Origin of the sequence: Ruminococcus flavefaciens AE3010 (genome assembly GCF_000526795.1) — a bacterium.
Lineage (GTDB): Bacteria > Bacillota > Clostridia > Oscillospirales > Ruminococcaceae > Ruminococcus > Ruminococcus flavefaciens_D.
The window spans coordinates 3,264,773-3,281,828 of record NZ_JAGT01000001.1 but is presented as its reverse complement, the minus strand read 5'-3'; the positions used below and the strand labels follow the sequence as shown (position 1 = coordinate 3,281,828).

16 protein-coding genes are annotated in these 17,056 nt (G+C 43.7%); 4 read left to right on the top strand and 12 right to left on the bottom strand.

From position 1 onward, the window contains the following. Nucleotides 1-38: 38 nt before the first annotated feature. Both N774_RS0114500 and N774_RS0114495 read right to left on the bottom strand, forming a co-directional pair. Entirely contained in the window at nt 39-1,025 is a 987-nt protein-coding gene (locus N774_RS0114500; protein WP_024861924.1) for a WYL domain-containing protein, read from the bottom strand. Further along, nucleotides 1,009-2,271: a helix-turn-helix transcriptional regulator gene (locus N774_RS0114495; RefSeq protein ID WP_024861923.1), complete on the bottom strand. Its 1,263-nt coding sequence runs from the start codon at nt 2,269-2,271 to the stop codon at nt 1,009-1,011. The genes N774_RS0114500 and N774_RS0114495 overlap by 17 nt, the downstream gene beginning before the upstream one ends. Before the next feature lie 149 nt (nt 2,272-2,420). Between N774_RS0114495 and N774_RS0114490 the strand changes: the two genes are divergently transcribed. The 4 genes from N774_RS0114490 (at nt 2,421) to N774_RS0114475 (ending at nt 7,569) form a co-directional block, all read left to right on the top strand. Next, a complete protein-coding gene (locus N774_RS0114490) occupies nt 2,421-3,656 on the top strand; it encodes an RtcB family protein (protein ID WP_024861922.1) in 1,236 nt (411 codons plus the stop codon). A gap of 845 nt (nt 3,657-4,501) precedes the next feature. Continuing rightward, the gene (locus N774_RS0114485) at nt 4,502-5,974 is read left to right on the top strand and encodes a DUF2828 family protein (protein WP_024861921.1); all 1,473 of its coding nucleotides are present in this window, start codon (nt 4,502-4,504) and stop codon (nt 5,972-5,974) included. A 180-nt stretch (nt 5,975-6,154) separates the two neighbouring features. Beyond that, nucleotides 6,155-6,724, top strand: a complete 570-nt coding sequence (locus tag N774_RS0114480; RefSeq protein WP_024861920.1) for a carbonic anhydrase — start codon at nt 6,155-6,157, stop codon at nt 6,722-6,724. After that, the gene (locus tag N774_RS0114475; RefSeq protein ID WP_024861919.1) at nt 6,721-7,569 is read left to right on the top strand and encodes a damage-control phosphatase ARMT1 family protein; all 849 of its coding nucleotides are present in this window, start codon (nt 6,721-6,723) and stop codon (nt 7,567-7,569) included. Before N774_RS0114480 ends, N774_RS0114475 begins: the two co-directional genes overlap by 4 nt. Before the next feature lie 87 nt (nt 7,570-7,656). Here N774_RS0114475 and N774_RS0114470 read toward each other — a convergent pair whose 3' ends face one another. From N774_RS0114470 to N774_RS0114425, 10 genes are all read right to left on the bottom strand, one after another. Beyond that, a complete protein-coding gene (locus N774_RS0114470; protein ID WP_155250412.1) occupies nt 7,657-7,932 on the bottom strand; it encodes a hypothetical protein in 276 nt (91 codons plus the stop codon). A gap of 13 nt (nt 7,933-7,945) precedes the next feature. Next, entirely contained in the window at nt 7,946-8,896 is a 951-nt protein-coding gene (locus N774_RS0114465; protein WP_024861917.1) for a phosphatase PAP2 family protein, read from the bottom strand. A gap of 52 nt (nt 8,897-8,948) precedes the next feature. Next, nucleotides 8,949-10,211: a hypothetical protein gene (locus N774_RS0114460; protein WP_024861916.1), complete on the bottom strand. Its 1,263-nt coding sequence runs from the start codon at nt 10,209-10,211 to the stop codon at nt 8,949-8,951. Between the two features lie 186 nt (nt 10,212-10,397). After that, nucleotides 10,398-11,897 carry a serine hydrolase domain-containing protein gene (locus N774_RS0114455; RefSeq protein WP_024861915.1) on the bottom strand — a complete coding sequence of 500 codons (1,500 nt, stop codon included), beginning with the start codon at nt 11,895-11,897 and terminating at the stop codon, nt 10,398-10,400. Between the two features lie 171 nt (nt 11,898-12,068). Next, the gene (locus N774_RS0114450) at nt 12,069-12,608 is read right to left on the bottom strand and encodes a helix-turn-helix domain-containing protein (protein WP_024861914.1); all 540 of its coding nucleotides are present in this window, start codon (nt 12,606-12,608) and stop codon (nt 12,069-12,071) included. An 805-nt stretch (nt 12,609-13,413) separates the two neighbouring features. Next, nucleotides 13,414-14,607 carry a hypothetical protein gene (locus tag N774_RS0114445; protein WP_024861913.1) on the bottom strand — a complete coding sequence of 398 codons (1,194 nt, stop codon included), beginning with the start codon at nt 14,605-14,607 and terminating at the stop codon, nt 13,414-13,416. Nucleotides 14,608-14,622: 15 nt separating this feature from the next. Further along, the gene (locus N774_RS0114440; RefSeq protein WP_024861912.1) at nt 14,623-15,174 is read right to left on the bottom strand and encodes an RNA polymerase sigma factor; all 552 of its coding nucleotides are present in this window, start codon (nt 15,172-15,174) and stop codon (nt 14,623-14,625) included. Nucleotides 15,175-15,521: 347 nt separating this feature from the next. Then, on the bottom strand, nt 15,522-15,776 hold the full coding sequence (locus tag N774_RS0114435; RefSeq protein WP_024861911.1) for a hypothetical protein: 255 nt from the start codon (nt 15,774-15,776) through the stop codon (nt 15,522-15,524). Between the two features lie 28 nt (nt 15,777-15,804). Next, nucleotides 15,805-16,704 carry a hypothetical protein gene (locus N774_RS0114430; RefSeq protein ID WP_024861910.1) on the bottom strand — a complete coding sequence of 300 codons (900 nt, stop codon included), beginning with the start codon at nt 16,702-16,704 and terminating at the stop codon, nt 15,805-15,807. Then, the gene (locus N774_RS0114425) at nt 16,697-17,005 is read right to left on the bottom strand and encodes a hypothetical protein (protein WP_024861909.1); all 309 of its coding nucleotides are present in this window, start codon (nt 17,003-17,005) and stop codon (nt 16,697-16,699) included. The genes N774_RS0114430 and N774_RS0114425 overlap by 8 nt, the downstream gene beginning before the upstream one ends. Nucleotides 17,006-17,056: the final 51 nt, after the last annotated feature.

Here is a 17,056-nt window from a genome sequence, read left to right as displayed (position 1 = left end):
ATATATAATGCCGCAGACTTGTGCTGCGGCATTTTTGTTTAACCTTGTTCGTTTTTCCAAAGCAGTTCATACTGCCGCATCAAGCGTTCTTTCGCCTGCTCACGCAGCTTCTCGGGACCGAGTATCTCTATGACAGGTCCGAAGCTGAGCAGCATTATGAGCACCTCTGTCTCGTCCTGTTCGTCGTACCAAAGCTCAACGGTATATTGCCCTGTTTCAAGGTCGCGGACAGTATGCTTCTCGTAGGGAGCAAATTCCAGCATGAAGCGCTCCACGCCGTTTCTCTCGTTAGTCACCCTTATGACCGCAGGAGTGCTGCACTTTCGGCTGCTGAAATAATCGTCCATAGACACAGGAGTACGGAACACTCGCCCCGTATCGGTTATCGTATCTATCCTGCCGATATTTATAAGACCGCTGTTCTTTATCTTATCATTGCCGAGCCGATAGCAGTACGCTCGGAACTTTCCGTTCTTGGGCGAAAACTCAATTTTAAGCATTACAAACCTGCCGCTGACATGCTTTCCGTGAGCTGATGTGAAAGATATATCCACTATTTTACGCTTCTTCACAGCGTCAAGAGCTGTACGGAAAATTGCGATATATTTCTCGTCGGAATAGTCGTCATGGTCTGCATGTCTGTCCGTGAGCCTGAAATGCTCATGACGGTACAGGGGCTTTACATCTGCAAGCTCCTCCATTAAGCCCTCTATGACATCGTCCTCAAGGAAAAGCCTTATCCTCGGGTCGGAGAGCTTGGCTTTCAGCCACATTTTTTGCAGCTTTGTCAGCACCTTCACAGGTGATTTTTTTGTTATGCGCCTGAGCATATTATCGACGCCCCGTCTGAATAGTCCACAGTCCTCTCCGCTGGGTATGAGCTTCTGAGGCAGGAACAGCACAGAATCGCGGAAGCCATCACGCATTACAATTTCACGGACTGTCTTTTCGTCCGTGACCTCATTTTCAAGAAGCCTCGCAGCTATACGGAAATATGTGCCATATATCTCACTGAATATGTTCATCTTCAATACCTCCGTACATTCGGTACATTCTGCGGATATCGCTGTAGAAACGCCTGCGTATCTTCTCTGTTCCGCCCTCTATGGAAACTATCCGCCCGATAAAGGTCTTTGCCCAGTGCATCAGCTCGTTGGGGTCAAATACATCGGCAGTCAGAGTATAGAGCCCCTCCCCTGTCTTTTCAAGAACGGCACAGCGCTTCTCACGCTCTAAACGGTCTATGATGAAGCTTTCGTTCCTCTCGTCAACAGTAAAGGTTATCTTAATGGCGCTTACTGCGCCCACTTCATGACGGTCTCCGAATGAAACTCCGAAGCAGCGCTGTATATTCACGTCATAGCGCTCTCTGAGCCTGTCATAGTCAGCGCAGACGGACTCCCTCTTTATCTGTTTTATCCTGTCAAGCCTGAAAGTGACGAACCTGCGCCGTCTCGGCACATATGCCGCTATATAGCGCCTGCCCGTCTGCACGGAAACGAGTATCTGCATGGGGATTATCTCCTCTTCGGAAAACTCGTCGTCTTTCTTCCATGAGAATTTCTTCACAGTGATACTGCACTTATCATCGATAGCCGCCAGTATATCGGGGACGAGTATGTCCTCAAGGGAGTGTATCATGTAATTATGCTTTATGTGGAACAGGTCATTTTTGATGCCGACAGCTTTCATTATGCTGTTGCCGATAACTCCCAGATCGGGAGCTTCCGAAAAGAACTTCAAAGCGTCATCAAGTCCCCTGTACATCTTTATGAGATCATCTGCACATAAAGCGGCAAGGGAGTAATACATGGTCTTGCCCTGCTTTTCGGCTGCAACTATCCCCTCATCGGTATATTCCTTTAGCTTGTTTCTCACAGTCTGGTCATCAAACAGCTGCTCGTATTCGCTGTTCAGAGTATCGGTCAGCTCCCTGAGAGTGCGGCTCCTGCCGTCCTGCAATATATCAATAAGAAGAAAATGCAGCTTTATATCGTTATCGGTGAAGCTCTTGGAGTAATATGCGTTATACAGCGGATTTTCGGAAATATGACCGCTGTCAACGGAAATGGATACATGACGTCCCTTTGCAGAATCATCATAGCGCATATAGTCCTGCATCCAGCTCTCTACACGCCTCTTCTCGTCGTCGTAGGTGCGGACGCTCTTTTTGTCGAAATCGCTTCTGACCTTGCAGCCGTAAATGAAGAAATCACGAACATATTCTCTTGTTTTATCGAAATTCTTTATAAGCTCCGAAAAACCTGCCATTTGAGCCACTCCCCTTTCCTTATTTATATATTAACAGAAAAATATGTCATTTTCAAGTGACGAAGGAGTGTGCGCAGATTTTTTTATATGATTATTTCCAATTCCTGTGGTATACTAAAGTCAAGCTAAAGGAAAGAGAAGTGAAGAAAATGTTCGTACATTACAACAAGAACGAAAATATGCTCCCCATAAAGATATGGCAGACAGATATGGAAGCTGTCGGCGAGAAGTGTATCGAACAGGCGGAGCACCTTGCGAAGTTACCATTCGCACACAAGTGGATAGCACTAATGCCCGATACTCATGCAGGAAAGGGTATGCCCATAGGCGGAGTCATCGCCTGCGAGGACGTTGTTATCCCAAATGCGGTAGGAGTTGATATAGGCTGCGGCATGGCTTATGTCCAGACCGATATCCCCGTATCGCTTCTCCGTGAAACAGTAACAGGCAGCGGCAACCTTGTGCAGACTATCTGCGGCGATATCCTGAGAAATATCCCCACAGGCTTCGCGCATTACAAGACAGCTCAGGCATCTGAGGTACTCGACCGTGCAAAGGCTGAAATGGGACAGTACGAGGCTGACAAGGAGCTTATCCCTCAGATAGAGGAGGGCTACTTTCAGGCAGGTACTCTCGGCGGCGGAAACCACTTCATCGAGCTCCAGCAGGACGATGACGGAATGTGCGGTATCATGCTCCATTCGGGCAGCCGTCACTTCGGCAATATCGTGGGACAGTACTTCAATAAGATAGCTCACGGGCTCAACGACAAGTGGTTCTCACAGGTGCCCAATGAATGGAATTTACCGTTCCTGCCTGTGGATACAGACGAGGGCAAGCGCTATCTTGCGTGGATGCAGCTCTGTATGGATTTCGCCTATGAGAACCGTGCTATCATGCTCGGCAAGATAAAGGATATATTCACAAAGCACATTGAGAAGCACACAGGCATAGCTCCTGTATTCTCGGATGAGATAAACTGCCACCACAACTATGCAGCCCTTGAAAATCACTTTGGCAAGAATGTATGGGTACACAGAAAGGGTGCTATCCGTGCAGGCGAGGGTGAAATGGGCATTATCCCGGGCGCTATGGGCTCCTACAGCTACATAGTACGCGGCAAGGGCGATCCCGACAGCTTCATGTCATCTTCTCACGGCGCAGGCAGAGCTTACTCAAGAACCGCAGCAAAGGACACATTCTCCGTAGAGTCCGTAATGGTAGACCTGAAGGAAAAGAATGTAGTTCTTGCCAAGAACAATAAGAATGATGTAGCTGAGGAAGCTCGCTTTGCATACAAGGACATCAACGATGTAATGGCTAATCAGCAGGATCTTACAGAGCCTGTGAAGAAGCTCTTCACCGTCGGAGTAGTAAAGGGTTAATTTATTTCGCCGCCTCCAGCAATATTGGCAGTTCGTTCAGAACGGGTTCGACTCCCACGGCGACGAGTTTTAAGACAGCGCGGAGCCCGCGCCGCCTTCCACGTTGGGGCTCGTAAACTCGCTCACTATCATCAAAAATGCAGCTTGCATTTCGCTTACAGCACTTTTTTAAGACACTTACAGCAGATTTTTAATGAAAATGGATTATTCATACGGTGTCTTGATATTATATTTTTATTGATCAAAGGCACAAACAGCAATCATCATTATCCTGTCACGATAACAAAGTGCCTTGCATTTCATTAAGGTGCATACAGCAGAACTCATGACTATGCTGTTAACGTAGTATCATAAAAGCACCTTGTTAAGACGCACACAGCAATTCGTTTGGAATTTTATGAATTGATAAATTGTAATACGGCGTCTTGTATTCAAAATCTTAATATCGGCTCTGACAGCATTATTGTCTTAACGCAGGAGGCTGCCCCTACGGAGGTAAGCACTGTGACACAAAAAGAGCCGCGGCGCGGAGCCCGCGCTGGCAAGCCACGTTGACGCTTGCTCCGCGCGCTAACAATTATTTGAAGACTTAGTCTGCTTTCTCTCATTGCAACAGCAGAAAAGTACTCAGAAGCAATAAGTCAGCAACAGCATAAGGAATTGGTCATTACAGGTTCAAATCCTGTCCTGCGGAAACGTATGGTAAAAAACGCTGTCTTGAAACTACCGTTTGATTTTACTTTCCGTAAGCGAAAGCAGACTTTGGAGCAAACAAGACGTGAGCGAGCTTGCGAGCGTCAACGTGGACACCCGCGGGGGTTCCCCGCTGAAAGGAGAGAGAAACTATGCTTAACTACTTAAAGAACGAGTCCAACATGACATATACCGAAAACGGCGGTACTGCTTACCGTTCAACCGAGTCATTCTGCCTTGATATGTTCTTCAAGGCAGGTGCGATGAGAAATTTCACAGCCCAGGAGATAGCTGACGTGGTAACACGCGCTTACGCCGAGGATCCCGACAAGACCATGAAGATAATCTTCTTCGCCCGTGACGCAAGAGGCGGTCTGGGTGAGAGACGTTTCTTCCGCTGTGCAGTTTCCGCACTGGTAAAGACAGCTCCCAAGGCTGTTGAGAAGAATATCCCTCTGTTCGCTGAGTACGGCCGTTTCGACGACCTGTGCGTACTTCTGGATACTCCTCTGGAGAACGCAGCAGCCAAGGAGATAAAGTCTCAGCTGGATAAGGATATGGCAGCTATGAATGCAAAGGGGCAGGCTTCCCTGCTTGCAAAGTGGCTGCCCTCAGTCAATGCGTCCTCAAAGGATACACGAAACAAGGGCAGACGTATGGCAGCACTGCTTGGCATGACCGAGCCTGCATACAGACGTACTCTGTCCGCTCTGAGAGCATACACAGACATACTGGAGAACCGTCTCCGCGAGCGTGACTACACATTCGACTATGAGGTACAGCCCTCATGCGCTATGTTCAAGTACCGCCGCGCTTTTATCAGAAATGATAATGAGCGTTATACGGGCTACCTGAATAACGTACACAACGGCACAGCAAAGCTCAATGCCGACAGACTGTTCCCCTACGACATAGTGAGAGCCGCACTGACAGGCAATATATCGGCAGCAGAGAGAAAGTCACTGGACGCCGCATGGAAGTCCCTGCCCGACCTGACAGCTTCAAGACGTGAGAATGCTATAGCTGTTATAGACGGCTCAGGCTCTATGACCTGCGGCTGCGGAGGAATACGTCCTATAGACGCAGCGCTGTCTCTGGGAATATACTTCGCAGAGCACAATAGAGGCGAGTTTGCGAACCACTTCATCACTTTCTCCGAGAAGCCCCGTCTCGTAGAGATAAAGGGCAAGGACATAGTGGAGAAGGTTCGTTACTGCGACACCTTCAACGAGGTGGCAAATACAAACCTTGAGGCTGTGTTCATGCTGATACTCCGTACAGCTGTAAAGAACAAGGTCTCAGCAGCAGATATGCCCTCGAAGCTCTACATAATCTCGGATATGCAGTTCGACTACTGCGTTGTGGGCGGCAATGACGATGTACTGTTCAAGGCAATGAGAAAGCTCTACAACCAGTACGGCTACGACCTGCCTGAGATAGTATTCTGGAACGTAAATGCAAGATGTGACGCGATGCCTGTAACACGCTCCGAAACAGGAGCTGCACTGGTATCGGGCTACACACCATCAGTATTCGATATGGTCATGGGCGGTGAAATATCCCCCGAGGCTGTAATGGATAAGATACTTGCATCCAAGAGATATGCGCCTATAACGGCGGCGTAAGAATGATATTTGCCCCACCCGATATCGGGTGGGGCTGATTTTATTTCATCTCAGGCACCTTGCCAATAAGCTCCAATTATGCATTCGCACCTCAAAGGCATTTACAATACCGGGCAAAAATGATATAATATGGAAAGAACGAAAATACTGTGAACTATATTTTTAAGTGAGGTAACAGCAATGCAGTCATACAGAATAACCGCTGATGAAGCCCAAAACAGGCTCATCGCAGGCAATAAGATATACATAAGCTCCAGGGAACTCACCAGCGATGTCTCGTCTGAGAATCTGCTGCGATTCAGTCAGAACGGTCAGCAGCCCTATGCCATAATCATTGCATGTTCAGATTCGAGAGTTGTTCCCGAGCTCATATTCTCCGCAGGGATAGGCGACCTTTTCGTTATCAGAGTTGCGGGAAACGTTATCGATTCCCACCAGCTTGGCAGCATCGAGTACGCGGCGGAGCACCTCGGCACTGGACTCATCGTTGTCCTCGGTCACGACCACTGCGGCGCTGTTGACGCTGCCATGAACCACGAACCCGACGGCTATATCAAGTACATCACGGACGAGATAGTGAAAGCTATCGGCGATGAAAAGGACGAGGTCAGGGCTTGCTGTCTCAACGTGAAGCACAGCTGCCAGATCATTGAACACAGCCTGCAGATACAAAAGGACGAGCGTGAATACGGACTTAAAGTCCTCGGTGCGATCTATCACCTTGAAAGCGGAGAGGTGGAGTTTCTATGAAAATGAGGATACCCGAAAGCTGCGCAGAATGTCTGTACGAACGCCAGAAGAATAAAACGAATAACGCAGAGTATCTCGCTGAGATAAAAAGGCTTCTCGATAACCGAAAAGAAACCGATACAAGTCCGTATATGGTATATCTTTTCAACAAGGTACACCTGAAATACTTCGGTGAAAGCGCTGATTACAGCGCCATAAAGAAGCAGTACAATGATCTTGTGCTGTCTATGGAGGACCGTCTTCGCCGCGAGATAAATTCCGCCGAAGACCCTCTTGCAAAGGCAATGATAATGTCGCGTATAGGCAATTATATCGACTTCGGAGCTATGAACAGCATTGACAGTGACGAGTTCCTTGGGCTGTTCAGCAATACAAAAATGCGCAAAGATGACGTCAGAACTTACGAAGCATTTCTCCGAGAGTGCAGAAATGCCAAAACATTCCTTCTGATATGTGACAACTGCGGAGAAATAGTCCTTGACAAGCTCATGCTTGAGCAGCTCAAAAAGAGATTTCCGCAGCTTACTGTTACGGCTATGGTGCGCGGCGGAGACGTTCTTAACGACGCAGCTGCCGAAGACGCCCGATATGTGGGGCTTGATGCTGTTGCCGAGATAGTTTCCAACGGCACAGCCATCGCAGGAACTATCTGTGAAATGCTGCCCGACAATGCCAAAAAAGTCCTTGATGATTCCGACGTGATACTCGCCAAAGGTCAGGGCAATTATGAATCCATGTCTGGACAGGGCAGGCATATATTCTATGAATTTCTCTGCAAGTGCGAGCTTTTCACCACACGTTTCAATGTCCCCAAGCTTACAGGAATGTTCATTGAAGAAAACTAAGAAAAAGGCAGCCAAGGGCGCTTCCGTTAGCGGAAAAACACCAAACCAAACCGAATAGGAATAAAGCCGATACATTACGTATCGGCTTTAATTATAATACCAATATTTATAATTATCTTTAAATATAAATCCGATAATTATCGTATTACATTGGCGGATTATGCGCACTATGAAAAATCCCGCAATGGCATTGTCATCATATATTCCCAGTATTTCGATTTTATCAGCCGTATCGGAAGCATACATATCATCAAGGGAATTCCTTTCACATTCGGGAAATGCCTCTTCATTTATGGCGTCTGCTGTCAGTTTATCCTCTGAGTTTTGCGGAAGTAATTTCAGCTGCATTTTTATTCTACTCATTCATTGCAACACATCATTCAGCCAACGATTTTCTGTCTTTGGAGCTCAGCTTCATAACAGCAGGCCATATCACGATAATGAAAGACATCATTATGAAGTTCCTGATAAATGCTCCCCGGTGTATACCGAATACGGCTTCCAGAGGAGAACCGCCGAATGTTATTATCAGCATGACCATAACAGCTCCGACACCACCAAGAACAGCTGTTTTCAGGGATAGTGACGGACTGTACCTCACCCATTTTTTCTCGGCATACCTTGAAAAGCAAAGTGCAGTAAACCTGCCTATACACCCGAATCCGTCCTTCATCATTATATCAGGATCAGCGATAAGCTCTCCGTTCACCATATCCCTCGGGTACGGCTTTACGAATATATATATCAGTGCCAATATTCCAAAAGCTATTCCGCCTACCAAAAACATGTCTTCCTTTTCCGTATGGCAGGACAGGTACTCAAACAGCTTTGACATACCGAATACAACAGCAGCTCCGAGCAGTATAGCTGCGAGAACATCCTGCGGAGTATGTACGCCCAGATAGTTTCTGGAAAAAGCAGTGAGAAATATCATGAACAGACAAACGAACGATATCCATCTATGCTTTTTCGGTGACCTCAGAGCTAAACACCCGTAAATGGAGGCTGCATTTGAAGTATGACCGCTGGGGAATGAATAGCCCGTTGCCGATCTCACTGCATTTTCGGCAGGAATGATACGGCTGTCCCTTATCCACGGCCGATAGACGCAGGCAGTCAGTTTTATGACAACAGTAAGCACTGAACTCAACGCATATGATGAAAGTGCATACAGTCCCACGCGCTTATCCGTACACCAGTATATGAAAGCAGGTATAACGATCAGAAATGAAATAGCAAATAATGATACGAGCTCCATAAACGGCGTCAGTACATCATTTATCCTTTCTCTGAAACGCTGCAGCATCAACAGATAATCAATATCCATTTGCATTGCTCCTTAGTTTTATATGCTTATGCAGCGATCCCACGGCTTCGGATCATTTAATATCAATAACGACCCAGTCGTGATCTTCATGCAGATACTCACTGTTACAGTAGGGACAAGCTTTTACTCTGTGGGCGTCAAAGCTTGCGCCGCATGAGGGACAGTTCACGGCAGAGAAAGAGAAGCCGAGCTCAGTGGGGTTCTTGATACGCTTCCTCACATGAATTCTGTACTTGTCCGACTTGCTTTTGACTTTTCCGTCTTTGTAATGGAGACAATCCAGAAACAGCGTGACCTTTGCATCGCATACCATGTTTTTTATTTTGCAGCTGTTTATGCTGAAATTGTAAAGCTGCGCTTCAATGATATCGGCTGCCCTTTCGGGACACTGACATTTGCAGCAGGCAAGCTCCGAGGCATCTTTGCTGTAAACAGCCATTCTGAACAGTGATATCATCTTATCGCGGAAGTATTCCGACGAAAACTCGGGATCGTAACATTTTATCGTATATGCACGAAGCACCGTAGGGAGCGCATGTCCTCCGCCACGAAGCCCCTTGCCGATGAGTCCGAAGGTCTCAAACAGCTTTTTGAACACAAAGATAATGCCGCCGAGCATAGCTCCGCCAAAGACTCCTGCAAAGAGAGCAATGAAGATATTCATGATCATACTGGGAGTCTGCCCTGAGAACAGGTTGATAATTATCTCTGCTATTGTGATCGGTATGGCGCACGCCGCTATCAGGATCGTCAGATCACGTTTGTTTTTGAGCCTTGTCCTTTCGGTGTTATAGCGTTCATTGATCATATAGTTCATGACCTTCGGATACAGCTCGCTCATAATGAATTTCGTACCGCAGAATTTACAGCCGTCCTGCAGCATACCGATAGTTGAAGGCGCACCGCATTTGGGACAGCATAGTGCCATATTGTCACTTGGGTTAGCTCCGTCCTTCAGCTCCTGTATCATGGCAAACAGACTTATATCGGAAGTGTTTTTGCTCAGCTGCTCCTGCGAGCTGCCAACGCTTCTTGTCATATCCATATATCCGCCCATTACGGTGTTTTTAAATATCCTGTCGCTTAAAGAAACGCCCGAGACATTCCTCGAACCTGTATTCCGGAGCTCGTACTTCAAATCAAGTCCGAGGGATTGCAGCTTCTGTTTTTGCAGCTCTAAAACAAAGCGCAGATCCTGACTTGCAAGTTCGGGAATTTCCCCTCCGTTATACCAGTTTGACATCTGCCTTACAAATGTTTTGTACGCCTCCCTGAGATCAGAGTGCTCTGTGTTATTATTGCCCATTTCGTTCATATGTCATTCCCCTTTTCGATAAACAGGCTGAGTGCCTGCTGTTGCTTCTCTATTATATCACTCAAACGCAAAAAACACAATATCATTTCAGAAAGATAAATTTATGCCCCACATGATGATATTAAAGGGCTTGGGTATAAGATGCTTGGATATAACGCAAACAACAGCAAATCTGTATCAGTAATATCAGCTCTTATTTATAGCTTCCTTTCTGCGTATGTACCTTGCGATACTTGTTATGAGCAGGAAAATTATCAGCACATCAAGCAGCAGACACATTACTACCGCTGACTGACCGCCCCATGTCCATACCTGCCGATAGCCGAATCCGGGATAGCCCAGTGCTGCACCTAAGACATACGGTATCATAATCGACACGCATAGAAAAATGAACAGCGGGATTATTCTTGCATATAATAAATGCCTTTCTTTTTTGGCTGTACTTGTTTTTGCGGCAAGTCTCTTTTTTTGTGTCAGGAACATAACAGCAGTAAAGAGGATGATCCCAACTATTATAAGGGATAATACAGACGCAATGATATCAATTATGAACATATCACATCGCACAATATCTATATATCTCCTGTTACCGGTAAGCTCCCTGTAGCAGCTGTTCATTGCATACCATTGAGTATTTGCAGTTGAATTACAATCGGTAAAAACAGCTGTTCCTCTATTTGGGTCTATTATTACCTGAGCCTTAAAGGTCGGATTCCAGCCTCCGTGTTCAAGCACTCCGCCGTCGGTGATATACCATCCGTTGAAATAGCTGCAGTCATCTGCGTCACACCTTATCCCGTCCTTGGGGTAATGGGCTTCGATTATTTCGTGAGATGCAGCAATTGCCTTTTCCAGCTTTTCTGGAAGTTCGGCTTGTCCCATCTGTGCTTTCAGCCACAGAGCCATATCCGAAGCAGTCGTTACTGCAAAGCCTTCTCCCTCGATACCTTTCGCATGGGGAGCATTGTAGGCTTTAGGTCTGCCCCAGAAATAAATATACCCCTGTGCAACAGGCAGGTCATATCCGCTGTGAGTCATGCCTATGGGCTGCATTATCTCCTTTACAACATATTCATCAAAGGGCATACCGCTGACAGTTTCGGTAAGATATGCAAGAATACAGTAACCAAGATTACAGTATTCAAATTTTTCACCGGGTGCAGATACGAGTTCAAGATCTTCGGCAATACGTGCGATTTTCTCTTCGTCCGCGTCTGCTTCTGAGGGATACTTTGCCATGGTTGCCGCATTAGGGATACCTGAGCAATGATTCAGGAGCTGCCATATCTTTATATCCGCATCACGTCCGTTGTATGTAACATGCCACCATGGAATGTAGTCGGAAATACTGTCCTCTATGGAGAGCTTTCCTTCCTCCTGTAAAAGCAGGACGGACAGCGCAGTGAAAGCTTTTGAACATGAACCTATATGTACGGGAGTATCTTCCGTCATCGGCGTTTCTTCTTTTATATCTGCATATCCCCAATTCTTAAAGCCCACATCTGAACCTTTTACTGCCGCAACTGCAAGTCCAGGAGTTTTGTCGAGCTCCATGGACTGTTCAACATAATCGTTCCACACAGGAGCATTCAAGACCGAATCCACGTCCGCAGCATAAGCTGTAAATGGTATTAAAACTACTATTGTCAATACTGTCATGATTATCATTGCCAATAACTTTTTCATAGTCCCCACCTTATGTAAATAATATGTATTTATTATACACCCTGCACGCTTCAAAATCAACTGCTGACAGGCATAGCACAAAAAAGATATCCGCCTGCGGGCGGATATCTATATACATGATCATTTTTATGAGCCTTTATTTATCATGATATTGAATGAGGGCATCAGCCGTTAATCATTTACTATTTTTATACTCAGCCAGTGCCTTTTTACTTTAGAGCTGTATTTCAGTTCATAATCAGGAATACCCTTTGCAAGCGCATTTTGTATTTCTCTGATCTCTTTTGAAATGCTTTCATTATCTGCATACCAGCCTAAAAGAGTTGTGGGCTCTCCCGAAGCAGGATTACCTCCGCTGCTAACTCCCATCAAAAAATATTTAGGTGAGCCTGCACCGCCTTTCATTTTTTGTGAAGAACATACTTTACAGCAGGTAGCGATAACATTTTCATTAGGAGAGGTTATTATTATATTTCCTGTCACATTATCATTTTCCGATCGTTTCTCCTGTAAATTTTCGTTTCCCATAAGGCTGTCAAGAGATATATTCAGCTTGTCGGATAATAACAACAGCTTTTCAACCTCGGGATAGCCTGCTCCCTGCTCCCATTTTGATACAGCCTGTCTGCTCACATCAAGCAATTCAGCCAGATCCTCCTGAGATAGTTTTCTGTCTTTTCTGATCTGTTTTAATTGTTCTGCAAAATTCATATGCATACCTCACTTTCGGTTTTTTCTATTCTATCACAGGTCATCCTAAAAAATCTACCAACCTGGATTTGCATTTGCGCAACTTGAAGTAGCATTTTGTAAAATGGCGATCTGAAGCGGATTTATCCCATGCCGTTACAATGATGGCAGCGATTCATCATCTTTTATCCGAAGTCTTTTTGAAGTATCCATGATCCCGCCTCCTATGTAATGAATTATAACATACTATCCGATTTATTGCAACAACGCTTTTCCAATATGAATATGTAATCCTAAAAATAGAGCAGCTGATGTTGTCTTTACCCATGTATTGAAACTTATATTTATAATCATTATATAAAGAACATTTCTCTGTGCAGTAACAATTCTTGAATCATAACGTCAACGGTAGATCAATAATCGACACCAGAAGTCTTTTAGTCTACCTTAAGGATGATCTTAAAACAGGCGGCGGCAAATATGTCGCCAGCCTGGGCATTATCACAGACAACTATCAGGATTCACACTTATATATCTGTGTATCGCAATGTATTAGTAATATAATTTAATATTAAATTCAAAAGTTACATTCTCTGGTTACAAAACTGCTCCCTGTGTTTATTACACAGGGAGCTCTTTCATTTATATATAATATTAATTCACACGAAGCAAATTAATCAATATATTTAATATGGCAATCATAGTCCTTTAATTCTTTAACACTGAAATTAATTCATTATGATCAGATACTACTTCAACGCCGCTTCCAAACGAAACGTAGGTCTGTGCTTTTCAATGTACAAATAATTGAGTGCTTAACTATGATTTAATTAAGAAAAGCAAGATCAGATTCATCGACTGGTTCGATAATATAGTCCTCTTCGTTTTCGACACATACACGTTTAACACAGTCATTAAGTGCAGCTTGTTTGAATTCTTCCTTTGACATAGGTAGTTGTTTTGCATCATCTTCTAAAGCTATATCGGTAATTATGAATGTATAATGCGCGGAACCATAATTTTTTTCTTTAATGTCACTCTTCATCCATATACCTGTTTCATAATCAATCATAATTGTAAATTCACACGTGCATATATCAAAATTTTCTTCTTCCTCAGAAATACTTTCATATGGGATCTTAATATCTGATGTTCCGTTTATAACTGCACATTTTCTTCCAAGATACTCTTCAAAACCTGTAATATCCCAGTTATCAAGATTTTCAAGGAGATTCTTTCCATCAACTTTAAAATCACAGATTTTAAAGTTCAGTTCTTCATTTTGGAAGGTATAGAATTCTTTTTTGTTGCCTAATTCATTGGTATCAGGCTCGCTAATCCCAGCCGCATCATTATAATGGAAATATTCGATATAATTACTATTGTACACTACACTGCCATCGCCACGATAATATCCGCCATTTACTTTTCGTATTGCTGTATCCTGAGTATTATCGACGTAAACTTCGTTGTTTTCCTCCATATGATAACCGGTTTCATAATAAGATCGATATTCATAAGAATATGATATTTTATCGAAATTTTTTGTATTGCCGTTTTCACATATTGAGAATATCAGCTCCTTGGTTACATCAGACTGATCAATACTCTGTTCAGCATTGGTTTCATCGATTACACTATTCGCCGTAATTTCATTGTCATTTATGGTAGTTGTTTCTTCGGTTATTTCAGTAGATGTTTCTTCAGATACTTCAGATGACGGCATTGTACTTTTGTTATTTTTAAGCATAATTGCGCTGCCACTGATAGCTCCGCCTACAAGAGCTATACTCATCACAGCCGCAGGGATTTTCTTCCACAGATGACGGCGTGTGTATCTTTCAACGCCGCTTACTTCATCGGTGAATACATTGTCATTACTGTTCATTCGTTCTTTGACTTTTTCGTACATTTTATCCTTCTGGCTTTGTTCTGCCTGAGGATATTCTGAAGACAGTCTTTCCAGAGTCTTTTCATCAGGATTCCTTAGCATATTTATTATTCTCCTTTTGTCTTTCATACTTATTCACTCCTATCAACAAAAGTCTGCGAGGACCTTTTTTAGTTTTTTCATTGCACGGCTTATTCTGGCACGTACCGCAGTTGACGAAAGCCCCACTATCTTTGCTATCTCTGACGACTTTCTGTCGTAGAAGTATTTTTGTATTATGATTATGGAGTCAGGTTCGCCGAGTGCCTTTATTGCGTTAATTAAAGCTTCGGAAACATTATTATTTTCAGCAGTCTGCTCTACATCCGTGCCGGAAACGAGCTCACCGAAATCATCGCTGTCAATGGAAATGGTATTGTTGGATTTCCTGTTTGATTTTCTTAGCATATTTATGGAATTTCTTTTGGCAACCGTTCCTATATAAGCTTTTAGTGAGCCGCTTTTGTCAGGATCATAGTTCAGCATAATATCTGCAAATGTGTCGATGACACATTCTTCTATATCACTCATGGATACATTTCCGCGAAGAATACGCAATGTGATCGCATATACATAGTTGTAGTAATGATCAAATAAAGCACGATGGCCATCATCAGGCGAATGCTTAAGCTTGTCATTTACTTCGCTTTCGCTCATTCCTTAACTCCTTTCATATTAATTTGAGACTGTTCAGCATGATAGTTTTTCATACCGGCATTCTCCAAACAGATCTGCTTTCACTTAATACATACAATTCAAGTACTGATATTGTGACACGGTTTTAAATATTTTTTATCAGCGAGAACTTCACGTCAGAATCACGGATACTATGCTGACCTACACATACATAAGATTTTTCGTAAAAGAAGAAAACTTGGAGGAGTAAGATAAGTGTTAGCTAATTCATGCCTCAAAATCATTTATATATAAAGAAGTTCTCTGTAAGATTGTACACATGTCACGCACTCAAATAAAAAAGGGCAGCATATAAAAGCCGTCCTTTTCTATCCGTTAGTAATATTTGCAGCTTTTGACGCAGCAACAATTTCAATTTCTTTTCCAAAAGAGCTGTCGTTATTCATTGACATAACGTCTTTTGACGTTGAATAGAACAGTTCATCGCCGAAAAAGCAGACATTATTTGATTCTTTAAGAATATATGGTGTCCTTACAACTGAATAATCCCTTTTTGCGCTGCATGAAACAAAAGATAAAGCCACAGTAATAATAAATGAAAACAAAAATCCTTTTTTTGTCACTTATATCACTCCTTAGAATATGTAATATTCAGAACAGATCCAGCATGCTGTCGAGATAGATCTCTTCACGGACATTAAGCTGATATTCCGGCTTTGTGAGATAATAAAGCAGAAATTCGAGATTGACAGCACTTCCCAGCCCTCTGCCTTCTATTTTGAAATTAGAAAAACCGAGGGGCAGATAGGTGCTTATTATGTCGTCTGTACTGATAAATCCGGGATTTTTCATTGCCTTTGAAAAACGGTATCCGTCTTTGCCATCAGGTGCGGTACAGATATGCTCGGGACAGTTCTCTCCGAGATTTTTCAGGCTGACATTTTCATAGCACGCTTTTCTGTCTTTACAGTAAAACGAGCAGCATTCATTGCACAGAAATTCGACTTTATCTTTCTGGATCTGCGAGAGAGTATCAAGTTTACTGAACATCTTATTCAGCCTGAAATCAGGAACAACATATTTAAAATCACTTCGTTCTGTTTCCTTTAAAAACTGATCAAATTCAGTCTGGACCTTTGTAGTCGAGGAAACAAAATAAAGACTGGGATAATTATTTTTTATATGTTCAAGCAGAAGATCCGAGTAGATTATCACACCGTTCTGTACACCGTTGCTTTCTGCGAAAATCTCACATAGGGCATTGCATTTCCTGTCGGTGAGATGTTCGGGTTTTAAAAGCGAATTGCTGAAAGTAAGCCTTGAAGAAAGACCGTATTCATTCATAAGTGCGAGTACATCTTCAGCTTCACATTCGCCGAATCCGACACGCCCGCCGCTCCAGATACAGTCGGCAGGAGCACCATAGACAGATGCTATTTCGCACCAGTCGTAGAAATATTCCCTATGCTCTTGGTACAGCGGCAGAAACACACTATACAGGTCATAGAACTCAAACAGCCCCGGAAGATGAAAATAAGCTTTATCAGTCATTATTTTTCTTCACGCACTTATTCATGGTTTCATTAGCTTCTTCATCCCAGACCGTTCTCTCGGGACCGAGTGTGCCATACATCGTGTTCTCAAAAGAGTATATACTATTGCCTGTTTTGATAAGTCTCTCGTTGTCGACATCATCACTGAATGTACCGAGACGGGCATAAATATCCTGAGTGATCTCATAATCATACTGCTCACGCCCCTCACGGCTGGTGTACATTATTTCCGCAAAGTATCGCTTCGTATCATTATCATAGTAAGCTGTCCAGTTATTGCCTTGTTTTTTGTTTTTCATATTTTCTCCCCCTAAACGTAAACTATTATTTGGTATAAACCCTGTCACAAA